At 40.1% G+C, this 23981-nt stretch carries 14 protein-coding genes and 2 pseudogenes; 3 read left to right on the top strand and 13 right to left on the bottom strand.

The window, feature by feature from the left end; translation table 11 throughout:
- Positions 1-181: 181 nt before the first annotated feature.
- Positions 182-2707: an MEDS domain-containing protein gene (locus tag PHF18_RS02755; RefSeq protein WP_300097990.1), complete on the bottom strand. Its 2526-nt coding sequence runs from the start codon at positions 2705-2707 to the stop codon at positions 182-184.
- Positions 2708-3193: 486 nt separating this feature from the next.
- On the opposite strand from PHF18_RS02755, the gene PHF18_RS02750 reads away from it, so the two are divergent.
- Positions 3194-3427 (top strand): hypothetical protein, encoded by a 234-nt coding sequence (locus PHF18_RS02750; RefSeq protein ID WP_300097987.1) that lies wholly within the window; start codon positions 3194-3196, stop codon positions 3425-3427.
- A gap of 85 nt (positions 3428-3512) precedes the next feature.
- Here the strand turns inward: PHF18_RS02750 and PHF18_RS02745 are convergent, their stop codons facing one another.
- The 5 genes and pseudogenes from PHF18_RS02745 to PHF18_RS02730 form a co-directional block, all read right to left on the bottom strand.
- The gene (locus PHF18_RS02745; protein WP_367279131.1) at positions 3513-5264 is read right to left on the bottom strand and encodes a helicase C-terminal domain-containing protein; all 1752 of its coding nucleotides are present in this window, start codon (positions 5262-5264) and stop codon (positions 3513-3515) included.
- A gap of 12 nt (positions 5265-5276) precedes the next feature.
- Positions 5277-5549, bottom strand: a pseudogene (locus PHF18_RS18040) (DEAD/DEAH box helicase family protein); the annotation flags it as partial.
- Positions 5550-5688: 139 nt separating this feature from the next.
- Entirely contained in the window at positions 5689-6042 is a 354-nt protein-coding gene (locus PHF18_RS02740; RefSeq protein WP_300097981.1) for a hypothetical protein, read from the bottom strand.
- 6 nt (positions 6043-6048) lie between these two features.
- A complete protein-coding gene (locus PHF18_RS02735; RefSeq protein WP_300097979.1) occupies positions 6049-7572 on the bottom strand; it encodes a class I SAM-dependent DNA methyltransferase in 1524 nt (507 codons plus the stop codon).
- Between the two features lie 1148 nt (positions 7573-8720).
- Entirely contained in the window at positions 8721-8990 is a 270-nt protein-coding gene (locus tag PHF18_RS02730) for a restriction endonuclease subunit S (RefSeq protein ID WP_300097976.1), read from the bottom strand.
- Between the two features lie 264 nt (positions 8991-9254).
- On the opposite strand from PHF18_RS02730, the gene PHF18_RS02725 reads away from it, so the two are divergent.
- Complete coding sequence (locus PHF18_RS02725; protein WP_300097973.1) at positions 9255-10082, top strand: hypothetical protein; 828 nt, start codon at positions 9255-9257, stop codon at positions 10080-10082.
- A gap of 731 nt (positions 10083-10813) precedes the next feature.
- Here PHF18_RS02725 and PHF18_RS02720 read toward each other — a convergent pair.
- The 3 genes from PHF18_RS02720 to PHF18_RS02710 form a co-directional block, all read right to left on the bottom strand.
- Complete coding sequence (locus PHF18_RS02720) at positions 10814-11440, bottom strand: LysE family translocator (RefSeq protein ID WP_300097971.1); 627 nt, start codon at positions 11438-11440, stop codon at positions 10814-10816.
- A gap of 241 nt (positions 11441-11681) precedes the next feature.
- Positions 11682-12434 (bottom strand): ABC transporter permease, encoded by a 753-nt coding sequence (locus tag PHF18_RS02715; RefSeq protein WP_300097968.1) that lies wholly within the window; start codon positions 12432-12434, stop codon positions 11682-11684.
- Positions 12431-13234: an ABC transporter ATP-binding protein gene (locus tag PHF18_RS02710; protein ID WP_300097966.1), complete on the bottom strand. Its 804-nt coding sequence runs from the start codon at positions 13232-13234 to the stop codon at positions 12431-12433. Before PHF18_RS02710 ends, PHF18_RS02715 begins: the two co-directional genes overlap by 4 nt.
- Positions 13235-13896: 662 nt before the next feature.
- Here PHF18_RS02710 and PHF18_RS02705 point away from each other — a divergent pair.
- Entirely contained in the window at positions 13897-14202 is a 306-nt protein-coding gene (locus PHF18_RS02705) for an MscL family protein (RefSeq protein WP_300097963.1), read from the top strand.
- Positions 14203-14312: 110 nt separating this feature from the next.
- Here PHF18_RS02705 and PHF18_RS18035 read toward each other — a convergent pair whose 3' ends face one another.
- The 4 genes and pseudogenes from PHF18_RS18035 to PHF18_RS02685 all read right to left on the bottom strand — a co-directional run bounded on the left by PHF18_RS18035 (position 14313) and on the right by PHF18_RS02685 (position 23812).
- The gene (locus tag PHF18_RS18035) at positions 14313-16343 is read right to left on the bottom strand and encodes a PGF-pre-PGF domain-containing protein (RefSeq protein WP_367279130.1); all 2031 of its coding nucleotides are present in this window, start codon (positions 16341-16343) and stop codon (positions 14313-14315) included.
- 512 nt (positions 16344-16855) lie between these two features.
- Positions 16856-16921, bottom strand: a pseudogene (locus PHF18_RS18030) (PGF-CTERM sorting domain-containing protein); the annotation flags it as partial.
- Positions 16922-17190: 269 nt separating this feature from the next.
- Positions 17191-19632, bottom strand: a complete 2442-nt coding sequence (locus tag PHF18_RS02690; RefSeq protein WP_300097961.1) for a hypothetical protein — start codon at positions 19630-19632, stop codon at positions 17191-17193.
- 562 nt (positions 19633-20194) lie between these two features.
- Positions 20195-23812, bottom strand: coding sequence for a PKD domain-containing protein (locus PHF18_RS02685; protein ID WP_300097958.1), 3618 nt, complete (start codon positions 23810-23812; stop codon positions 20195-20197).
- Positions 23813-23981 lie beyond the last annotated feature (169 nt).

Raw genomic sequence — 23981 nt, 5'->3', positions numbered from 1 at the left:
TGTGAACTAATAACTGTCGCCCAATACAGAAAGGGTTAGAAAATGCTTGAGCCGTATGAAGGGAGACTTTCACGTACGGTTCTTAGGAGAGAAGGGGGGAGTAATCCCCTTGACTTATCCGACAAATTAAAGTTGAAATTTTAATACTGTCTCTGATTTGGTTCATATGATGTGGATTTTTCTACTCAATAACTCCTGAGATTTGTGATCTTTCCGTTACGTTGAAGGTAATTTTGAATTCCAACCCCTGTGCTCGTATAAGTTCGATTTTTCCATCAAGCTGGTCAACAAGAGTGTTTACTAACTTCAGTCCAAGTGATTCAAAACTTTCTAATTCTACGTCTTCAGGAATTCCTATACCGTTATCTGAAATTATCAGGCTGAAAAAGGATCTATTTACTTCATTCTTCTTTTCTTCCCTTCGAAGCTGGATTCGAATTTCTCCTTCTTTTTCAGGAAATGCATGTTTGAGAGAATTGGAAACAAGCTCATTCACAATTATACCCAGTGGAACTGCAATATCCATGTCAAAGAATGTACTTTCTTCCAGATCCATATACAGGTGGATATTTTTACCACTGAGGCTGTAAGTCTTGAAAAGTTTTTCAGCTAACTTTTGGAGGTATGCCGAAAAGTCCAGTGCACCAGTTCCCTCCCCTTTGTAGAGTTCTTCATGGATCAGGGACATTGAAAGTACACGGTTCTGACTTTCCTTGAAAGCTTCAAGCACATCTTCACCCCGGAATTTTTCGGCCTGCAGATCCAGCAGGGAAGATATTATCTGCAGATTATTTTTGATTCTGTGGTGAATTTCTTTTATTCGGATTTTCTCCATTTTTTCCAGGGCTTCTTCAGCTTTCTTACGCTCAGTAATATCCTGAACTGTTCCCTTCATCAGAATAGGGTTATTATCCTCATCAAAAATAACTTCACCCTGCTCATGAACTATACGTTCTTCGTTATTAGTTAAGATAATCCGGTGATCAATGCTATAGGGTTTCCCTTTTAAGGCTTCTATGACAGTACTCTTTACATAATAGATATCTTCTGGATGCACACAATTTAAAAATGAATCATAAGTTGTGCATGATTCTTGAGGTTCAAGTCCAAAAATCTGATAAATTTCATCAGACCAGTATAATTCATTAGTTAACGTATTCCACTCCCAATTTCCAAGGTGAGCCATTTTTTGAGCTTCGGAGAGTCTTTTCTCATTTTCTATTAATGCCTTATAAGCTTCTTCAAGCTCAAACGTGCGTGCTTTAACTGTTTCTTCTAAACTTTCATGTGCTTTTTTTAGAGCTTCTTCTGCTTTTTTGCGCTCTGTGATATCTATGAACGCAGAAATTGACCCTGTTGGGTTTCCTTGCTTGTCACGCAAGGGGCTGGCGTTACCCAATACGTGTCTCACCGTATCGTCAAGATAGACAATATCGAACTCGTAGTTGCGTATTTCTTTCCCCCCAGCCGACATCTGCACTGGCATTTCTTCAGGTTTGAGTTCCAGTCCGTCTTTGAACATTCTAAACGTTTCGGGTCTCTCCCCCTCAGGAGCGGATTTGGACGCGTTTGCACCTTCGGGAAGTCTGAGCCATTCATAGGAAAGCCAATTCCCGGTGATCTGAAGCGCCCAGGGATCGTGTGTTATCCACACAGCGGCAGGCACGGCATCCAATACTACTGCCAGTTCATCCGAGTGAGCCCGTTCACGCTCTTTGCTCTGGCGCAATGCCTCCTCCGCCAGCTTTCTCTCTGTGATTTCACGGGCAACATGAACACACCCGGTGATTTTCCCATCCGGATCATATATTGGCGAGACACTTAATACGAAATCCCCGCCCAGAACCTCTTCGTGAACTTCTGTAAGGTATTCAAGTCCATCATCAAGCACCCGTTTATGCGGACAAAAATAGGGCTTTTCGTCCATCCAGTGCATAGCACTATAGCAACTCAAGCCTACACACTCTTCTTTTGTTATTCCCAACCTTGCTGCCATGGCTCTATTTGCACGAACAATCCGACAGTCATTGTCAATTATGACTATAAGGTCTGGCACGGCGTCAAATGTTTGCTCCCAGTCTTTTGCAGCCTTAACAGCGGCTTCTTCCGCCCGTCTCCTTCCGGAATTTTCGATCTTATCCCATTTTCCTGCCCTTTTGATCAAAGAGAACTGGTGGTTCAAAGCAATATCAAGAATTTCAGTTGCATTGCGCATGTCAAGATGATAGGGGCACAAAGCTATCATCTGATGTTTTTCAATGACAGAATCTATCTTATTCTCATAATTAACGAAATCACTCCAACCTTCGTTTTCCAGCCAGCAGGTGTCCCCCGTTGCCCTCAGCCCCTCATAACCCTTTTCCAGAGCCTGATTTAGTTTTTCATTCCATCCGCTTATGACCTTCTCCGAATCGAAAACACCCTCATTTATGTACCCGTTAGTGTGGGGGAAAATCTCTATTTGTCCTCTCCCCAGATAAACATCAAAATCAGGAACAGCTTTTCTAAGGGCTTCTTTTGCCTCCTCTACTTCCAGAGGTTGTGAAGTAATCCAGATGCAAAATTCATTATTTTCCAGCCCTGCTTTAAAATAAGGAACAAGTATATCCATCAAGTCTTTTTTTGTCTGGTAGAATTGGCAAAAATGAGTTCCCCAGGGCACATCCCCAATAATATCAATACCAGAATTTCTTAGTTTTTCTTCCATTTTGCCCTTCTCCACCTATCAAAAATAAATTAAAAAATTTACGTTTAATCGCACATAAGTGTTTCATTATAAAATTTAAAAACTTTTCTAAAAGCACTGCCACTTTAATCAGAGTCTAAATCCCATGATCTATTCCAGGATATATTCCAGGATCTCTTCTATGATCTATTCCAGGATCTCTTTTTAGGAAAGAGGTTCAATCTGCCCAGCAGTTTAAAGAAGTGAAGCATATATAAAATTAATCTCATAATATGTGCAGATCTAATATAAATTGTAATTCAAAAGCAAATCCTCAAGATCAAAAACCAAAACTTAAAATATGCTTCATTGAACTCGTTTTTTGAATCAGAGTTGTGTTGGCATCGTATACCTTATACTTCAGGAAGCCCGCTGTGAAGCCAGTATCCCTCCAACCATAAGTGCCAGTGATGGCGACAAAACTAGTGACATTTTTATTTTGACAGCTTATATATCCTCAAAAACCATGTGATTCTGGTAACAATGCATAAAACCTTCAGAGAATTTAACGGTAAAATGTACATGCTCGACGAGCAAAGTTACTTCGGGCTTGAAAAATCCGATGCCGAGAAAAGAAAAGCCATGTTGAAAAAGAGTGGGCTTGGAGTCAGATGCATAAAAAAGGCAAATGGCAAATACGTAGTATACCGCGAATATTCCGGGGACATAAATAAAGAAGACGGTTCTTCGTTTTTCGAGTAGGTTGAAAATAATTGCTTAGTTATAACGTTTCCAGGCTTGATTTTTTTCGGGTGGGAGTCTCATGAGGTCCTGGTATAATGTTCTTTCAAAAAGGTAAATTCCGAAATATTTCTCTCTTCAATTTTTGTATTGACTTTTCTGAAGGAAAATCAAGAATTCTTTTCTCGTAAAAGTTCACAGATTCATTTATCAAGGTTCTATTGTCTGAAATATATTTAGGGAATCTCGAATCCAGGGTAAATGTGTAAGCCCAGTCTTCTTCCGATCTTATAGACCTTCCAATACTCTGGCACACTGAAATAGCAGTTTTGTATTTATAAAAAAATTTGTCTGTGTCCTTTCTTATTGAGATATAAAGATCGCTTATATCCGGATACGGGACTTTAATCAAAATTTGAAACCTGGAGGAGTCATCTGCAAGGTCTACCCCCTCTGTCATGGAAGGGGTGCAAAGCACGGTGGGTTCAGGGGATTTTATATGGTGGTTCAGAACTTCCAATCTATTGTGCTGGTTGTGTGTTAAAATTCGGGAGTGCCCTTCTTTACAATGTGATTTTAAGTGTTTGGATATGTCGGAATTTGAGGTGTGAATGATCCCTTTATACTTCGGGAACAGCGATAAAATGACATCTACAGCCAGTACCAGGTTAGCCCACAAAATCCGATCGTTATTCAGGACTAAGTTTTCAAAATTCAGTTTGCCTATGGAAAGGTGATATACTCCATGGTTTTCCGGGGGGAATGTGGGAGGAATTGGGATAAAAACCGTGTCTTCAGGGTCAAGCCCCATATTTCCGGCAAAATAAGAACAATCCAGGATAGTAGCAGACATTATTACACGGATTTTTCCAAACCTGAAAAATTTGCCTTCAGCGTATTCGTTAATGAAAATAGGCCTGAAATTAACGGATTCAATTTCCTTATCTTTTTCTTTTTCTTTAATATCTATTATCCAGTTAGATGGGTTTTTCCAGTATTCTAACAAAAATCTCGCTATTTTACCATACAGGTTTACTAATTTATTGAGTCTCTCTACCCTGAGCTGGGCTTCATATTTTGGTTTTTCACTCTGGTCTTTTTGTGATCTGGCAACCAGGGATGGAATATTATCTTCATTTTCATATTTTTCTTTTTTTAACCTTGATTTGCAAACGTCAATTAAATCCTCAATTCTGCTATCGACGTTATTCCGGATAATTTTTACAATCCTGTGAAGCTCTTTCTCAGGATAATTTAATTTTTCCAGATTGAGAAGTTCTTTTGCTATTTCTTCAGGAATTGTTTTCTTAATATTCTCCAGCCAGAAAGCATATACTTCCAGCTTTTCCTTCATTGTAAGCTCTATGTTACCGAGGTCTGGAAAGTTAGAATCGGGAAGGAATTTGAAATTCTTATTCGAAAATGTGAATTTAATGAAGTTCGCTATCTGGAAGTCTATGTTATGCCCCTCGTCAGCGATTAAGACTTCCCGTTCCCCAAAGTCGCCTACGTAATTGGATTCTATTAAAAAATAATTGTAATTAAAAATTGTAATTGGCGAGTTTAACCCTTTCATTTTCTGGACATAATACTCGCATCTCTCCGGCTCCTCAGTTTTCCAGTAAAGCCCACCTCTACTGGAAGAGAAGCCTGCAAAAAGAGTATTTTCATCCTTTAATTCTTTGTAGTCCAGATCACATTTAAATGGTTTTCTGTCACATTCCGGTATCTGGTCTAATTTATCCAAAAACTCATGCTTTTTATTTTCGCTGTCTTCATCATCATCCTCATCTATGGAAAGTTTACAAAGGCCTTCAGAGCACGGGTAATTAGACCCGTCTTCCTTTTTCTCTCCCATTTCTTGCAATGATTTACAAATCCAGTTACCTCTTCCGGTTACTTCATTTACGTACTGAGGGTAATCTTCAATGTATTGTTTCTGGAGGGATTTTTGATTGGTGCAGATATAGGCACTTTCAAAATATCTGGCAATTGCTATAGACAGTGCCGTTTTTCCCGAACCTGTTGGAGCCTGAATTATAAAATTTATTTTTCCCCTATCAAGGCCTTCCTGAATTTTATCTAAAACGTGTTCTTGATAGCCCCTGAATTCCCCATGCGGGAAAAAATCTTTAATGACCATATAAATTCCAGTTTAAATTTATACACAGTATATACACTATAATATCCTATAAGATTTATGAAACACTGCTTATACATGTTATAAGATTTATGAAACACTGCTTATACATGTTTATATACACGTTTAATCCGTTTTGCTCTTAATTTCTAATCCAATTCCATTTTTCCCATTTATGAGCTCTTATCATCTGGATCTCTTTTACGAAAAAATCAATTTTGTCGTCCACATCAACATCAACGAAATTCAGCGTTCTGAAAAATCCATTTCCGGGTATCCCATGTTTATTTACAACAAGTACAGACAGAAAAGGTTCGCCTTTCAGTTTGTTGTATACAACTATAAGGTTTAATATGTCTGTAAGTTGCTGCAAATTCTGTGGGTTATGCTCAAGTCCACATTTTTCTTCCATCTTCCCATATGTTATTGTATTTTTTTGACTATTTGCGATGGTGATAAGATAATTGTAGACATTTTCTGCGTTCAGTTCTATCAAACATTATCACCTGTAAGATTCATCTTCGTTGAGCAGCAATTTCAATTCGTCAATATTTTCCAGGATTTTTCCTTCAAGTTCCTCTATTTTCTCTATTATAACCTCAGGCTTTTCGTACCTGACTTCTTCATACTCGATCTCTTTGTACCTGGAAATTGAAAGATCGTAATTGTTAGCTTTGATTTCGTCCGCTGGTACGTAGAAGCATTTCCCTTTCCTGTCGGTCGGGTTTTCCTCTCTGCGTTTTCTGAACCGCTCGATAATGTCCGGAATATCTCCTTTTCTGTCTACCGGCGTCCTTTTATCGTCCAGGGAATACCCATCTGCATCCATGTCATAGAACCAGACCTTTTCCGTGTTTCCGCCTTTTGTGAAGATGAGCACTGCAGTAGAAACGCCTGCATAGGGCTTGAAAACGCCTGAAGGCATGGAAACTATCCCTTCGATCTGGCATTTTTCGAGCAGGAGCTTCCGGAGGTCTTTGTGAGCATTCGAGCTTCCGAAGAGCACGCCATCAGGTACGATTACTCCGCACTTCCCGCCGATTTCAAGCAGCCTTATCATTTTCTCTACGAAAAGAAGCTCGGTCTTTGTGGTCCCAAGGGTCAGCCTGTCGTTGATGTCGTTTTTATCAATGCTCCCCTTGAAGGGCGGATTTGCCAGGATGACTGTAAACTCTTCTTCTCCGCTGTACTGGTTTGAGAGCGTGTCAGTAGGTTCGATATGAGGAGCCCTTATCCCGTGCAGGACCATGTTCATGAGTGCAATCCTGACCATTGTCGAGTCAAAATCGAAGCCGTAGAAGCTGTCCTTATGCAGCTTGTCCCATGCCTTCTGCTCGGTTATGTGGTCCCCGATCAGGTTGTGCCAGTCCCCTTCCTCGTCTTCAATGACCATGTCAGGACTTGTGTATTTTCTGAGAATATACCTGTAAGCCGTAAACAGGAAACCCGCCGTCCCGCACGCGGGGTCGCAGATCCTGCCATTGATATCAGGGTCAACAAGTTCAACGATCATCCTGATTATGTGCCTCGGAGTCCTGAACTGTCCGTTCTTCCCTGCGGTTGCAAGCTGGCTCAGGAGATATTCGTAAATGTCTCCCTGCACGTCAGAACTCTGCCCTGAAATGTCGAGCTCGTCAATGATCCCTACCGCTTCCTGCACAAGAGACGGCTTCGGGACCATGAACACGGCGTCCTTCATGTGCTGCGAAAAAAGCGTCTTCTCCCCATCATGAATATTCTTGATAAACGGAAACACAATATCCCTGACGTGCTTCATCATCTCCTCAGCCGGTTTGTGCTTCCATTCCGACCACCTGCACTCCTCATGCCCCTCAAAGATAGAAACATAAGCCTGTCCGGTCGCATTCGCCCGCCTCTGCTCCAGCACGTCCATATCCTCAAGCCTTTTCATGAAAATGAGGTACGACATCTGCTCAATGGACTGCAAAGGGTTGGACAGCCCCCCGCTCCAGAACCTGTCCCAGAGGGCGTCTATTTTTGACTTTTTTTCGGGTGGGAGTCTCATGTGATCACCTGTTGTTAACCTGTTTTGAAGCGTTAGTTTCGGGCATTGGATTTTAAATGTTGTGCTTTGTTGTGGATATTAAGTGGCAGTACTGCTACAAAATGATTTTACAGTCGTTGCTTTTTTATACTATTACTTACATATATACAATTGGTCCATAGGGTCAGTCCCGATGTATGAAGAAGACGTACAAAGAAGATATGTGACTTAAATAAGTAATAACTTGACTAAGTGACTTAAATGGGTAATAACTTAAATAAGTAGTAACTTGACTAAGTAATAACTTGACTAAGTAATAACTTAAATAAGTAATAACTTGACTAAGTAATAACTTGACTAAGTAATAACTTGACTAAGTAATAACTTGACTAAGTAATAACTTGACTAAGTAACTTAAATGGGTAATAACTTAAATAAGTAGTAAATTAACTGAGTACAGAACTAAATTACATAAAATTGGACCAGACCCTATGGATCACTCCAAAAAATACTAAAATGTCTTTTTTAGTAAATTAATTCCTTATTTTAACTCAATTTTGGTTTTGGATTCTAATTCTGCTAGGTTCCGATTTCATGCTTTTTTTAGCCCGCAGATGCTATCAGTGATTTCCAGTTTTCAGCACCCCGCACTCTCACCGGTCGCAGGCGACCGGCCTTTCAAAAAAAGCCATTAAAAAGAGCTTTTACACCTTAATAAAGATTTTTAAGCCTTCCAGATTTATTTAGCTGTTTTGTGGCTCTTTCTTTTTCTCTTTCTCTTTTCTTCTTCTTTTTTGTCTGAAAGCCGCTCTCCTGTGTCGAGCGTGACAGGAACGACACGATACGGCTAATTACGGTTGTACGGATCATGAATATTTGTTATTCAGCCCGCTTGATCTAGTGAAGCTCACTAATATAACTTCTAAATTGGTCCTCTTGAGCACAGTCTTTAGGATTAACATCCATAATTTAGTCCCCTGAGCCAAGTTCACTGCTAAATCCATCAAGTAGTCCTCTTGAGCGCAGCGAAAAGGACAGCGCACTGCAGAGCCGCAACGCTGCCGTGACAAAAACGACACGGAATAGCTAATAAGGTTGTACGGATCAGAATTCAGAACTCATAATTTCGAGCCAGTTGTTTATGATTCAGTTTTCTTAAGACTTCACATTTATGAGACCAGTTCCCCTGTGAAGGCTTTCTGCATGAGGAAGTCGAAGAGATTTTTGATTTCAAGGGAGGACTGTTGTTGAGATATTGTGATTCTTTCTACTCGTTTGGCAAATTCAACAAACTTCTTTTGGGCTTCGATTGGGGGCATTATAAAGAGTATAGGGGTAAACGAACTTTTACTTATCATTCCTTTCATTGATTGCGTTGAGTGACTTTGGACATACTCTTTTGTGTTCAAAACAAGGTGATATAAAAATAATTTTGGCAAACCCTCAAATAATCACAAAATATAAAAGAACAGACTAACTATTGATAAAAGCTGGAAGAGATATTATCCACCCATATGTGGGTGAAATTTAACCGCCCTTGAATAAGGAATTCTAAAGCTTCCCCCTAATACCGGATTTTTAAGTAAGGGTATCCTGCTGAATGAGATAAAATCAGAGGTTTGGAAAATCAGAGGTTTGGAAAATTAGAGGTTTGGAATATGGATCAAAACTTCAAAATTTTACTATATATATTACTGATCCCTGTGAGTTTAATTGTACTTTTGTATGGGGGGTTTGCTGCAGTGTTGATCCTTTCGGATCAGGCTTCTTATTACGGAAATGATGTATATATAGGACCAATTGATTATGATTCGGTGCTTGCAAAAGCAGAAGACTCAGGATATGACATAGGTGGCGATGCCAAGTCAAATCTGATAGAACCCGGGAGTGTTGAGGCCCTTGAGGAGAGGTTTAAGGACGTTTACATGGTGCACAGAGTTGAGCTTTACTACAATAAATATACTTACCTTGAGTTTTGCAAATATGAAAGTCCAGAAACGGTCATCACACTCTGTAATCCCAGTCATTCTGATGTATCCGATTTTCCGGATGATTCATGGATGCTTGAAATGCTCGGGAGGAGTTTAGGGCTGAACGAAACTGGCTCCCAAGAGTTCCTTGAAAGGCTCAAGCTTGAGGGAGCAAAGCAGTATGTACACATTTCGACAAACGAAAGTGTAGATTTTCCGGTAATTTATGCCTACCTGAATCAGAGCAGTACGAACACTGTTGTTAACTCTGGCATGTGGAATGATGAAGAATTCTACAGAGATGGAAAGAAAATAGGATATATAGCTTACATTATCCCCGAATTTTCCGTCAGCACCAGCCATAACTTCAACAGATATACTCTTGATGTGAGCAGTTCTGGATCTGTAAGTGCAGATATTTTAATGCACAGAGCCAGCGCTGGAAAAAAGATCCCTGAAGAGGAATACAGGGCAGTGTTTAAGGAGATGTTTGAAAAACTGGGCCTTCCTGCAGAGAAGGTTGATGAGCTCGAGTTTGAATATAATCCAAGCGTGTGGTGAAACCTTTTAACCTTTGATTCCCTTCAATTTGTTTTCTATACCAGGTCACAGCAAAAAGCCAAAAAACAGACAGTGCACAAAAAGGTTTAATCGAAATTGAAATGATCAAAAAACAGACGGTGAAAAACAGCAGAAAAATTAGCTTAAGAAGAAACCCAGAGGCGCTGTATCTACTGTATTCCCCAATACAGTCTCTTCGAATACTATGCTTCCCCAAACATTGATTCGAAGAAAGATCAGCAACCCCCAGGAGGTTCTTTTATGTGGTAGATTATCCCCTCTTACTTCCCAACTCCATAATATAATAATAGAATGAGTTATATTAAATTAATTATACAAAAAATTATTTTCAAGCAAAAAATAGTTTGACGTAAAAAGTTTCAAGCTCACTATAACGCTTTTCTTATACATTTTCTGTTATTTTCAACGACATTAAAATTTTCAATATAATATAATTATTTAATTATATTAAAGTTTAAAATAAAGACCAATTTTTCGTATCAATTATGATATATATATTGATGCTGTCATAGATTTACAGATTAAGGGTAATAGGGTTTCCTCTTAATCATGGGTTGGATCGCAGGTAGGGCTTGAGAATAGGGACTCAAAACCCTACCATCTACTTCTTAGCTAATTTTCAGAAAAACTTAATGCTGAAAAATTAATGCTTATAAATGTTTATTCTATTTGTTTGCACCCTTTTCTTTGCATTCTTGCCGGTTTTTGTTTCAAATTATATTCAACGAATCCAGACCCACTTTAATAAAAGTCAATCCAAAAACAATCTGTGCAATCCCCAGAACACGAATGATAGAAAAGTAATACTTGCTGTTAATAAAATATTTTGATTTCTCTACGATCAATGCAACAACTACCTTTGAGCCTACAAGAAAGATATAGAAACCGGCTATGAATAAGATTGTAGCCCATACATGAGTGCTAAAGCTCTTATAAATTATCGGCCCGCCTATGGATAGCCAGAAGACATAAGGGTGCGGGTTCCCGAAGTTAACGATAACTCCTTTTTTAAGGGCATCTTTCTTTTCTACATTTAATTCAACGCTGTCCGTTTTGATTTTCAGCGATTCGATTCCTGAATAAATCAGATATGAGGCCCCAAAAAACGCAATGATCCCTATAAAAAAATCAGAATTTGTCAGATGTGAGAGAACAAACAGTACAGCTAAAATTATTGGCAGGTCCGTAATCAAAGGAGATATTGCAACCTTTATTCCTTCCCATTTGCCGTGCTGCAGAGTTTCAGAAATAGTGACAGCCAGCAGGGGGCCCGGAGACATTCCTGCAGCAAGGCCAAGAAATGATCCCATGGCTAAAAATTCAATAATATCCATCATCTGCACTGCCTCATTTTATCACACTATAATTAATTAGATACAACTAATTAGACACAATTAATTAGACACAACTAATTAGACGCAACTAATTAGACACACAGTTTGAAAGTATTAATTAATACTACAATGATATAAGATAATACATTAACGCCATAAATAGTACTTTGATGTTATGTAATACCTTAATTTCAAAAGGAACTTCGAGTTTTTAAACCCATATTTTCTGGAAGGAAGGAGGCGCTTACGCCTCGAGCTTCGAAAACAGCACTGCTCCGATCGCGCAGACAAGGGTTGCTAATACACCTATTATTGCCAGGTCGTTGTAGATGCCAAACGTACTCATCCCGGCAATGGCTCCCCTCAGGCCGTCAACACCGTAGGTAAGGGGATCAATCCTGCTTATGAAATAAATTGCGGGGGGCAGGTTTTCAAGGGGGAAGAGGGCTCCTGACAGGAAAAAGATAGGCATGATCAGGAAGTTCATAATCAGCTGAAAGCCGTGCATATCTTTCATTTTTGAGGCTATGGCAAGACCGAGGCCCGTAAAGAAGATGGCTATCAGGGCCATGAAAATCAACCCCAGCCCAAGGCTAAAGAGGCTGGGAATCCTGAACCCGAGCAGATAGGTCAGGCTAAGCACGATCAGGCCCTGGATCATGGCTATAGTTGCACCTCCAAGGGTTTTTCCGAGCATGATCTCTGTCCTTGAGATCGGAGCTACAAGAGTCTCTTTAAGAAAACCGAACTGCCGGTCCCAGATTACCTCCAGACCTGAAAAGATAGCCGTAAAGAGAATTGCCATGGAAACTATTCCCGGAGCAAGGAAGTCCATGTAGTTTGCCCCTCCACTGGCTCTGCTATACATAGGACCGAACCCGAATCCGAACGTGATCATGAAGAGGAGGGGCTGTCCGAGAGAGCCCAGCAGCCTGGATTTCGAGCGCCAGTAATGTTTGAGCTGTCTGAGCCAGAGGATGTAGATTACCTCAATCAATGCCGGTTCCTCCTTCCCATACCGCGAATAGTTCTCATTTTATTTCCAGTTTCATTATTCTCATCACGGAGATCCCTGCCTGTCAGTTTCAGAAAAGCTTCTTCTAAGGATTCGGTTTCTGTCCGTTTCCTGATTTCTTCTACTGTGCCGGATTCGATTATTTTTCCGTGGTCAATGATTGCAATCTGGTCCGCAATCGACTCGGCTTCTTCCATATAGTGGGTGGTCAGGAAAATTGTCATTTTTCTTTCTTCATTCAGTTTTTTGATATGGGTCCAGATGGAGTTTCGAGTCTGGGGGTCAAGCCCCACAGTGGGTTCATCGAGGAAAAGAATTTTCGGGTAATGGACAAGCGCTCGGGCAATCTCAAGCCTGCGCTTCATGCCGCCGGAATACTTTTTAACGTAATCTTCCCGCCGGTCCCAGAGCCCGACAATCTCCAGGGCTTTCTGGATTCTTTCTGCCCTTTCTTTTTTAGGCACTTTGTAGACGACTGCATGATAGACCATGTTTTCGTAAGCTGTAAGCTCTTCATCAAGGCTATGGTCCTGAAAAACGATTCCGAAAGATGCACGGGCCTTGTCCTGTTCTTTAAGCACATTGAACCCATTGATGCTGATTTCCCCTGACGTGGGCTTCAGGACTGTTGTGAGCATTTTAATGGTCGTTGACTTGCCTGCCCCGTTTGGACCAAGAAAAGCAAAGATAGAACCTGTTTCAACATCAAAACTGATGTCTTTTACAGCCGTAAAATCATCGAATTTCTTTGTAAGAGATTTGACTGAGAGTATGTTTTGCATGACAGGACCTGATATGTTTTTTATGGGAAAGATTGAGTTTATGAGTTTTCTTTAACAAAACCTGAACCGCACAGGTTCGGGAAGAATCCCGTGAAATATCAAGGGAAGAAGATGCATATTTAAAATACAGTTTGATTGAGAAAACAGATGGCGTTTTTGCAGCCTTCTGCGTAAAGTAAGAATATTCGACCTGTAAATTTCTGCAAATAAGATGTGAAAGTTAGCACAAAACGTTTTTTGTGACTGTTTTAAACAATTATTTGTTTGATTTTATATGGTTTGATTTCTAACCAGAAAGAATTGATTGTATTTAAATTATTTGGATCTTCCAGTAGTTCCGAATAACCCAGGTTCCAAACCCTGAATCCAGAACATTAATAAATAATTATTATAACCCGAAAAAAAGTTATAATGGATCATGGAATTCATTTTGAATGTCAACTAAAAACGATCCCATGCCAATAAGCACAATAGTTTACTGGGTGTATCCTTTATTTCTGATTTCCAACATTTACTTTTTGATAATCACCCATATTTTGCCTTAATTCAGGATTTCCAACCATTAATCCCTGTTTTGTATCATTGTTTCAGATCACTGCTTCTTACCTTATTAAAAACTCACATTGGCAAGTCATATTGTATCATTTATAGGGAGGATAATTATGGGATTTCTGAGCGAGTTTAAAGAGTTTCTTTATGAATACAAGGTAATTCCGCTGGCAATTGCTTTGATCATGGGTATCGCATCCACTGCTTTTATAAAATCTTTTGTGGATAACATCGTCATGCCGATCATCACACCTTTTATCCCTGGTGGGGCCTGGAAGACTGCAACCCTTGCAATCGGGCCCATAGTAATAAGTTGGGGACCTTTTCTCGGGGAACTGATAAATTTCATAATAATTGCATTTGTGGTCTTTATCATTGCAAAAAAGATGCTAAAAGAAGAGAAGGTCGAAAAGAAATAACTCCCGAAAACATAAGCAGCTTATAAAGAGCCTTTGGGTTAGTTATAAGCCTATATTTCCGGGTAGTATAAAATTTGCTGCTTTGAAGCCGTGCTCTTTATGATTTTTCTTTATTTTCTTTTACCCACGAATACTCCAAACATGCAGGCTATTCCGTAAATTATTTCAAAGCCAGGTGTACTCTGACTTTTTTCCTGTTCAGTTTGCTTTTCGGTTTCCAGTCCTCTATTCTCAGTATCGTTTTCATCAATTATTCCTGTCAGTGATTCAGATTTTATTCCCGTTTCTTTTTCTTCCTTAGTGTTTTTTGCATCTCCCATTATTGCAAAGGAAGCAAATTCCCGGGTTTTGGCTGTGAAATACAGGTATTTGTCATCTTCACCTGACAGACTGGCTGGTAGTTGTTCCCATTTTTCATCGCTGTACCTGTTGAGGATAATGGAGGATTGGTCAATCTTTTTATCCTGTATCCATACCTTTTCAACCTTGAAGCATATTTCCGGGTTTTCTAGATTTGTCGAGGTTGCGTACCCCCCGTTTCCAACCCAGACATTAAAAGACTTATACAACTCACCGGCAGGCAGTTCGGAAACAAGTGCGGACTTATTTTTTAATTCCTCAACAATCGTTGTGGTTTTTCCCACGGTCTTCTTTGCATCAAAGCTCACGTATACGACACAGGTTGCATTCTTCGTAAAATCAAACTTGACCTCTTTGCCATTTGTAATGAAGACCTGTGCAAGTTCCTTTACCTCAACATTTTTTGCAGGTTCTGGGGAACCACCACCTCCTCCACCACTGCTGCTTCCTCCACTGCTGCTGCGGTGTTCTTCTTCTGCACTGGAAACAGTTATTGTGGCCTGTTTCGAAGCGGTCCCGTTTTCATTGATTGCAGTAAGATTAACGGTATAGGTGCCTTCATCTGTAAACACATAAACCAGGGAGTCGTCAGTAGCGTCAGAAATTCCGTCATTGTTAAAGTCCCAGCTCCTTCTGATTGCTTTTTGCGAAAGGTCGGTAAACAGGACAGGAAGTGGAGCATAGCCGCCTGTGACATTGGAAATGAAATCTGCGACAGGTTGTTCCGGTCCCTCTCCTGAAACGGCAAACATGTAAATATCATGGTTTCCATTGCGCCAATCCTCCCACACTATCCTGTCCCCGTAGATAGCAGGCTTCCCCTGTAATGAATTATCGGTGGTTACCTGAATTTCCGTAGAAGTTGAGAGGTCGTACATATATATCTCAGTGTTAGAGTCTTCGTAGTTACGCCCGTCCATCCACACTATCCTGTTTCCCTGTATATCAGGATCAGCTGTTCTCCCGGAGGCAATTAGAGTTTCCGTGGAGCTGGAAAGGCTGTACATATTGATCACGTAGAGGCCTGTACTATCCTCATCTTCATACACGATCAGATCATTATATATGTCAGGTTTTTTGGATGAGCCGGAATCGGAGGTTATCCTGGTTTCCGTGGAAGTGGAGAGGTCATACATGTAGATATCCAGACCTTCATTTCGGTCATCCGACCACACTATCCTATTCCCAGAGATAGCAGGATCATTCTGATTTGATTCACCTGTGGTTATCCTGGTTTCCGTGGAAGTGGAGAGGTCATACATATAGACATCCGAGTTTCCATTACGCTTATCCTCCCACACGATCCTGTTTCCGTATATTGACGGTTTCCACTGCGTTGAGTTGCTGGAAGTTATCTGAGTTTCGGTAGAAGTTGAGAGGTCGTACATGTAGATGTCCCAGTTCCCCTCGGGTTTTCCATATTCATCCCTGCCTCCCCCATTTCGGTTATCCGCCCACACTATTCTGTCCTCATAGATAACAGGTTCCACCTGATTTGATTCATCGGTCGTGATCCGGGTTTCCGTAGAGGTAGAAAGGTCGTACATGTAGATATCCCAGTTTCCATCGGGCTGCTGATTGGAATCCCATCCTCCTCCATCCCGATTGTCCGTCCACACTATCCTGTTCCCAGAGATATCCGGAGCCTCCTGAGCTGCTTCATTGCTGATGATCCGGGTTTCAACGCCCTCTGCAAGATCTGCAGCTGCATTCCCTATAGTCATAATAAATAAAATAAAAAATATTCCAGAATAAACTGTCATACCTTTTTTAGATTTCATTTTTTTACCCCTTAATTCAAAACGGAATTTTTCAACTTTATCCTACCCTGCTCCTGAATTCTGTGATTTTTGAATTTCCTGTGAGGTTCTGAATTTGCAGAAAAAAAATGCGTATCAGTCTTTACAGAACCTGTGAATACGGGTTGAAACGATGACTATTTCTTATTAGGGCCTGAAAAGAATTATGCAGAAAAGAATATATTTATTCCTATTTGAGCCAGTATTGAATACTTTTTTTCGTAGTATTTTCAGAAGTTCTCTAAGAATTGAGGACTGACGATTTTTTTGAGAGGAGTCTCATGTTGATATTTATTTTTTTGTTATCGGGGGAACACCAGGTCCATATAAAAGCTGATAAGATGCCTTCTGGTTAATTATGAGTATAGCAAACTGATTAGAGATTTAAATCTTGAATAAAAAACCGAAGCTTAATCTGGTATCGAATAAAAGGAGAACTGCCTGTAAGTCATGTTTAGACTCCATGCAATTTTTTTAATTTCTTTTATGGCTTTTTACGTTCTTTTGTACAGAAATACTGTAAGCAAGCCAACGACGCTGAAAGTCATTTCAAATCCAGGCGTGCCTGGGTTTTTTCCTTATCAGTTTGCTTCAGTTTGCTGTTCAGTTTACAGTCCTTCGTTCTCCGTCTCATTTTCATTGATCGTCTTGCTCTCCTGATTCAAGCTCAAAAAAGAAATGGAGACTGATCCCTGCAGCTTCTTCGTTTTACTTAAAATGCCGGGGAATTGGCCTTAATAGATCAAAAAAGAAAAAATAATGAATGTATAAACAGTCTCACTGGTTTTCTGTTATCACCTCTTTATGACGTTAACTTAAATCTTCACCTTTAATTTGCTTCTATCTGATCAATAATTTTCTTTGCTTCCCTGACCATGTAATCCGCTTCATCAACCGAGACCTGCTTACATTCCTTCATTTTTTCAGCTAGATGAATAAAGGACTTAAGCATGGAAACGGCTTTTTCATCCTCACCATTTTCACAGTAACACATTGAGGTATCAAGGAGAGAGGCCAGCCCTATTTTTGTATTTTCATGGCATTCATATGTACATTCCACATATTCCTTGAGAACCTGCATATTATCAAGAGGCATTAGTTCAGCAGAACAATTGTCTGGAACCTGAGTTTCATTGCCTGTTCCATTGCCAGCTCCATTATCGGAGTCGTTGTCAGGAACCTGAGTACCGTTGCCTGTTTCATTGCCAGCTCCATTGCCCTCCTCCATTTCATTGTCATCCAGAGGAAGCACTTCAGCCGAAGCAAGGGTAAACATGTAGATATCGTAGTTTCCATTGCGTACATCTTCCCACACAATTCTGTCTCCGTAGATAGCAGGCCCTACTCCATTAATTACTCCCAATGGATCATAAAGTTCTTTATTATAGAACCAGACTGATCCACTGGTAGTGATTCGGGTTTCTCTGGAAGTGGAAAGATTGTACATGTAAATATCGTGTCTGCCACTGCGGTCATCCACCCACACAATCAGGTCTCCATAGATCGCAGGGAATTCTTGATTAAATTCATTGGTGGTTATCTGAGTTTCTGTGGAAGTGGAGAGGTTGTACATGTAGATATCCCAGTTTCCATTCCGTTTGTCCTCCCATACTATCCTGTCCTCATAGATAGCAGGAAGCCTTTGAGTTGAGTTATTGGTGGTTATCTGGGTTTCCGTGGAAGTTGAAAGATCGTACATGTAGATATCCAGGTTTCCATCTTGAGCCCCATATTCATTCCAACCTTCGTTTCGGGACTCTGTCCATACAATCCTGTCTCCGTAGATTGCAGGATAGTCATGATACAATGTGTCGTTTATGATCTGAGTTTCCGTAGAAGTGGAGAGGTTGTACATATAGATATTATTGCTTGCCCACACTATCCTGTCCTTATAGATAACGGGATGATCTGATACACCATCGGCGATTTTGGTTTTATTAAAAGTAGAGATGTTATAAACGTAGACCTCAGGGTTTCCATTTCGCCACTCGTTCCATACTATCCTGTCCTCGTAGATAGAATGAGATTGTTTGTCTGAGTTATCATTGGTGATCTGAATTTCTTTGTGAGCGGAGAGGTCATACATATAGACATTCCAACTTTCACTTGGATACTCGAATTTATCAATGCTTTTTCCATTTCGGGAATCTGCCCATACTATCCTGTCGCCGTAGATAGTGGGATTTGATTGATCTGATCCATTTGTAGTAATCTGCGTTTCAGTTCCCGCTTCCATTTCAATGTTATCAACAGGTGTTGACCCGGTAGAAGCAAGTGTAAACATGTAGATTCCACTGTCGATTCCGTCGTTGGGGGGTACCCAAACAATCCTGTCCCCGTAAATAGCAGGTAAACTGCCAGAACCCGACTCATGTACACCCTCGGCAGTCAACTCGGTTTGAGTGAAAGTGGAAATATTATACATGAGAACATGATTTCTAAAATCCCAGAAATCTTGAGTCCACACTATTCTATCTTTGTAGATATCAGGAGAAGCTGTTCTTTCAATAGCTATCATATTTAATCTGGAAGCGGAGAGGTCATACATTACAACCATGTTGTTGTCTGCTATAGAGTCTTCCTCATCCCATACAATAATGTCTCCGTAGATTGAGGGATTCCATATCCTTAATCCAGAATGAAGCCGAGTTTCCGTGGAAGTGGACAGATCATACACGCAGATAAAGTTGTTTATAGAGAAATATGGGTCTACGGCAATTTCCGGATCATCTATCCGCACTTCATCCACCCAGACTATTTTGTCCCCGTAAATAGCAGGATCACTCTGATTTGTTTCGTTGGTGGTTATCCGGGTTTCCTTGGAAGTGGAGAGGTCGTACATGTAAATGTCCCAGTTCCCGTTGCGATCATCCTGCCATACTATTTTATCCTCGTAAATAGCAGGTTCACTTTGATTTGATTCGTTGGCGGTTATCCGGGTTTCCATGGAAGTGGATAGATCGTACATGTAGATATCCCAGTTTCCATTTCGATTGTCCTCCCACACTATCCTGTCCTCGTAGATAGCAGGAAGTTTTTGAGTTGAGTTATTGGTGGTTATCTGAGTTTCCGTGGAAGTGGATAGATCGTACATGTAGATATCCCAGTTTCCAGTGGGATCCCAAGAATATCCGCTTCCTCCATTGCGACTATCCTGCCAAACTATCCTGTCCCCATCGATATCAGGATTGCCTTGTTCTGCTTCATTGCTGATGATCCGGGTTCTTATACCCTCTTCCTGAACTGCAGCCGCGTTCCCTACTGTCATCATAAATAAAACTAAAAATATCCCAAAACAAATTGCCGTTCTTTTGTTTATTTTCATCTTCTTTTACCCCTAATTTAAAAGGAATTTTTTATAATTCTGGTTTTATATTGTCCCAGAATCCAGTTATTTATGCAGTCGCACACGGAACTCCAAATTTACAGAATAAATTTATTTTAAAGTTACTTCATATAAAAAGAATATATATATTCCGATTTGAAATGAAATCTAATAATTTATTATTAACTATGACTGTGAATTAGCAACCACAGGTATTTTATAACATATTTTGCAGGAATTGTCATTATAATGACTACATAGAGCATCAATTAGAATATATGTCAAAAAGTAGATTTTTAAAGTTAGATCAAAGAGATATTAGTGTAACGAACCAAAAAATAATAGATCAAAAAACAAACATGAAATTCTTCAGATTGCAGGCACAAAGAAATGAAAGTAATTTTCAAATTACAGTACTTTCATGCCAAAGAAAAAATAATGAATGTATAAACAGTGTCACTGGTTTTCTGTTATCACCTCCTGATGACGTTAACTTTAATCCTCACCCTTAATTTACCTCTATCTGATCAATATTATCTTCACTTACTTCTTTATCTTCACTTACTTCTTTATCTTCACTTACTTCTTTATCTTCACTAACTTCTTTATCTTCACTTACTTTTTCAGTATTTAGGTTTACTTCTTCTCTCTTTACAGATGCAGGCTCTGATTTTTCAGATGCAGGTGCTGCTTCAGCCCCGACTTTTTCTTCTTCCTTTACAGGTGCAGGCTCTTTTTCCGCCTCTAATGCTTCTTTAGTTTCTGTACAAACCAGTTTGTCAGGCTCTTTTTCCGCCTCTAATGCTTCTTTGGGTTCTTTGCAAACGGTTTCAGAAACTGGTTTGGGTTCTTCGCAGGTTGGTTCAAAAACTGGTTTTGTTTCTGTACAAATTGGTTTACAAACTGGTTCTGGCTTTTCGCAAACTGGTTCAGAAACGGAATCTGGTTTTTCACAAACAGGTATGGGTTCTTCACAAACTGGTTTACAAACTGGTTTTGTTTCTTCACAAACTGGTTTTGTTTCTTCGCAGACTGGTTTACAAACTGGTTTTGTTTCTTCACAAACAGGTTTTGTTTCTGTACAAACTGGTGTACAAACTGGTGTACAAACTGGTGTACAAACTGGTGTACAAACTGGTTTTGTTTCTTCACAAACTGGTTTGGTTTCTTCACAAACTGTTTTTGTTTTATCGCAGACTTCGCCAGTTACATTGGATGTTCCATCTACTTCATCCATCTGGTCGAGTATCTTCTTCACTTCATTTATCATGTAATCCGCTTCATCAGCCGAGATCTGCTTGCATTCCTTCATTCTTTCAGCGAGATGGATGAAGGACTTAAGCATGGAAATGGCTTTTTCATCCTCACCATTTTCCCAGTAACACATTGAGGCATCAAGGAGAGTAGTCAGCCCTGTTTTTGTCATCACATGGCATTCGTATGTAAATTCCACATATTCCTTGAGAGTCTGTATATTATCCAGAGGCGTTAATTCAGCCGAACAATTATCTGGAACCTGAGTGTCGTCGTCTGTTTCATTGCCAGCCCCATTATCGGAGTCGTTGTCTGGAACCTCAGTTTCATTGCCTGTTCCGTCATCCTCATCCGTCTCATTGTCATTCATCTCTGTTATCGCAGTCTGATTAATCCATATTTCACTCGTATTCCCATTAATGTTCACAGTGCGAGTACCGATGGTGTAGCTTGTTTCAGGTTCAAGACCTGTGGCGTTGAAGTATTCGGCAGAGGTGCTGGTCTGGAAGATGCCGTCAAGGTAGATTTCAGTGTGATTGAAATCGGGGTCTGAGGTGTTTGTCCAAGTCCAGTTGATCCAGGTGGAGCCGGATGTATATTTGAGATTGGTAACCGAATCGCTTCCTGTCTTTAGAGTAAGGATGTAGATTCCGGAATCTCCCTCTCTGTCAGACCAAAAAGCAATTTTTGTGCCATCCGGGTTCCACACTGGATATTCATCGGATGCTGTATCTGTTGTTAAATGCACTTTGTTGTTTCCATCTGCATCCATAACCAGTATATCGTTATTTCCAGCTTCGTCGGACAAAAATACAATTTTACTTCCATCAGGTGAAAAAACAGGAGAATTTTCATTTGCTGCTTCTGAGGTAAGTTGAGTTTCTCCGGTTCCATCAGCTTTTATAGTGTATATATTTCCATTAGAATGGTAACCAATCATTGAACTATCTGGTGACCATACAGGTGACTCTTTATCAGGTAGCTTAGTTACGCTTCCTTGATCTAAATCCAGAATTCCAAGGTAACAAATGTATCCATATTCAGGTGGTGAAAAAACATCTGGAGTAAAATGATATATTAATTTAGATCCATCAGGCGAAAAAACCATGCCATTAATAGGATCGTCGCCAAAAATTTCTCGGAAAAAGTCTTGGTTATTGGACCCGGCTGAGTTAATCACCCTCATACCGGATCCCCAACCGTCTAAATAACTCATATAAGAATAGACTATTTTCGAACTGGACGGAAACCAAGCATAAGAATAGGAACATATATCCGCTTCCCTTATTGTATCAAGCAATTGGAATTTTTCAGTTCCATCGGCATTCATTAGCCATACATCACTTGTAGGCCCACTCATATAATCAAATCTATTCATTATGTATGAGACTTTACTACCATCGGGGGACCATGAATAACCAGATATTTTATCACTTGTAGATGCATTTGCAGAGATTAACCTTATTTCTCCTGAACCATCTGAAAATACTTTATATAGCCCATCATCCCTTATGAACAGTATTTCATTCCCATCTGGAGACCAGACGGGGTTTGAACTGTCCCCGACACCAGATGCTACTTTCGTTAACATTCCGGCTTCCTGATCTGGAGTAAGGACTTTGATTGTGACAAGTTTCGAATCTGTACCGTTTGAATTGCTTGCTGTAAGGTTAACAGTATAGGTCCCTGATGCAGAGTATGTATGTACTGGGTCTTGTTCAATTGAAGTAGCTCCGTCACCAAAGTCCCAGTTCCATTCGGTTGCATTTTCAGACAAGTCTGTAAACTGCACAGAAAGAGGAGCATAGCCGCTTGTAATATTGGCGCTGAAGTCTGCAACAGGGAGTTCTGGCACCTCATCCGAAGCAAGGGTAAACATGTAAATATCAGTGTTTCCATTGCGTTCATCCTGCCACACCATCCTGTCTTCATAGATGGCAGGATCGGAAACTTTTCCGCTAGTGGTGATTTGAATTTTCTGTTGAGTGGAAAGGTCATACATGTAGATATCTTCGTTAATGAGATTGAATCCCCAATCGGGATCACCACCAAATACTCCTCCCTCCCACACTATTCTGTCTTCATATATGTCAGGAGTATATCCATAGTCGATACCATCTGTTTGCTGAGTGGATAAATCATACATATCGACAAAAGCAGGAACGTCGTCGAACGGATAAAGACTGTACACTATCTTGTCACCGTGAATAGAAAAACCACAAAACTGCGGATAGAAGCGGAGTACAGTTTCGACGATTTGAGTTTTCTGCTGGGTAGAAATGTCATACACCATGAGACCGTAGAAGCCATCAAATTCTATGTACTCTTCCCACACTATTCTATCATTGTAGATCTCAGGATCAAACGCTGATCCGGAGGTAGAAATCTGAGTTTCCTGAGAAGTGGAGATGTCATACATGTAGATATCGGATTTCCCATTCCGATCATCAGCCCAGACTATTCTGTTCCCGTAAATAGCAGGACCGCTCTGATTTGATTCATTAGTGGTGATCTGTATTTCGGTGGAACTTGAAATGTCATACATGTAGATATCCCAGTTTCCATTACGGTCATCCTGCCACACAATCCTTTCACCATAGATAGCAGAACTGCTCTGATTCGATTCATTGATGGTGATTTGAGTTTCGGTGGAACTTGAAATGTCGTACATGTAGATATCCCAGTTTCCATTCCGGTCATCCTGCCACACAATCTGTTCACCATAGATATCGGGATTCAACTGGCTGGAGGTATCGGTAGTGATCTGAGTTTCCGTACCCTCCTCTTGAACTGCAGTCGCATTCCCTGCAGTGATCAGAAATAAAACAAAAAATATCCCAAAAAAAATTGTTGTCTTTTTGTTTATTTTCATCTAATTACACCCCTAATTTAAAATGAATTTTTTTAATTCTGGTTTGATTTTGTCCCATAATCCAGTTATTTCCGCATTCGTAAACCGAACTCCAAACTTACAGAAATAATTTATTTTACAGCTACTTTATATAAAAAGTATATATATATTCCGATTTGAAATGAAATTG

It is taken from the genome of Methanosarcina sp., from assembly GCF_028693135.1.
Lineage (GTDB): Archaea > Halobacteriota > Methanosarcinia > Methanosarcinales > Methanosarcinaceae > Methanosarcina.
This window is presented reverse-complemented; position numbering and strand designations above follow the sequence as displayed.

Excerpts from the sequence above, each read along its gene's own strand:
- PHF18_RS18035 (WP_367279130.1), bottom strand. The coding sequence starts at position 16,343 with ATGAAATCTAAAAAAGGTATGACAGTTTATTCTGGAATATTTTTTATT.
- PHF18_RS02745 (WP_367279131.1), bottom strand. The coding sequence starts at position 5,264 with ATGGGAGAGAAAAAGGAAGACGGGTCTAATTACCCGTGCTCTGAAGGC.
- PHF18_RS02710 (WP_300097966.1), bottom strand. The coding sequence starts at position 13,234 with ATGCAAAACATACTCTCAGTCAAATCTCTTACAAAGAAATTCGATGAT.
- PHF18_RS02685 (WP_300097958.1), bottom strand. The coding sequence starts at position 23,812 with ATGAAAATAAACAAAAAGACAACAATTTTTTTTGGGATATTTTTTGTT.
- PHF18_RS02755 (WP_300097990.1), bottom strand. The coding sequence starts at position 2,707 with ATGGAAGAAAAACTAAGAAATTCTGGTATTGATATTATTGGGGATGTG.
- PHF18_RS02720 (WP_300097971.1), bottom strand. The coding sequence starts at position 11,440 with ATGATGGATATTATTGAATTTTTAGCCATGGGATCATTTCTTGGCCTT.
- PHF18_RS02735 (WP_300097979.1), bottom strand. The coding sequence starts at position 7,572 with ATGAGACTCCCACCCGAAAAAAAGTCAAAAATAGACGCCCTCTGGGAC.
- PHF18_RS02690 (WP_300097961.1), bottom strand. The coding sequence starts at position 19,632 with ATGATGACAGTAGGGAACGCGGCTGCAGTTCAGGAAGAGGGTATAAGA.
- PHF18_RS02705 (WP_300097963.1), top strand. The coding sequence starts at position 13,897 with ATGGGATTTCTGAGCGAGTTTAAAGAGTTTCTTTATGAATACAAGGTA.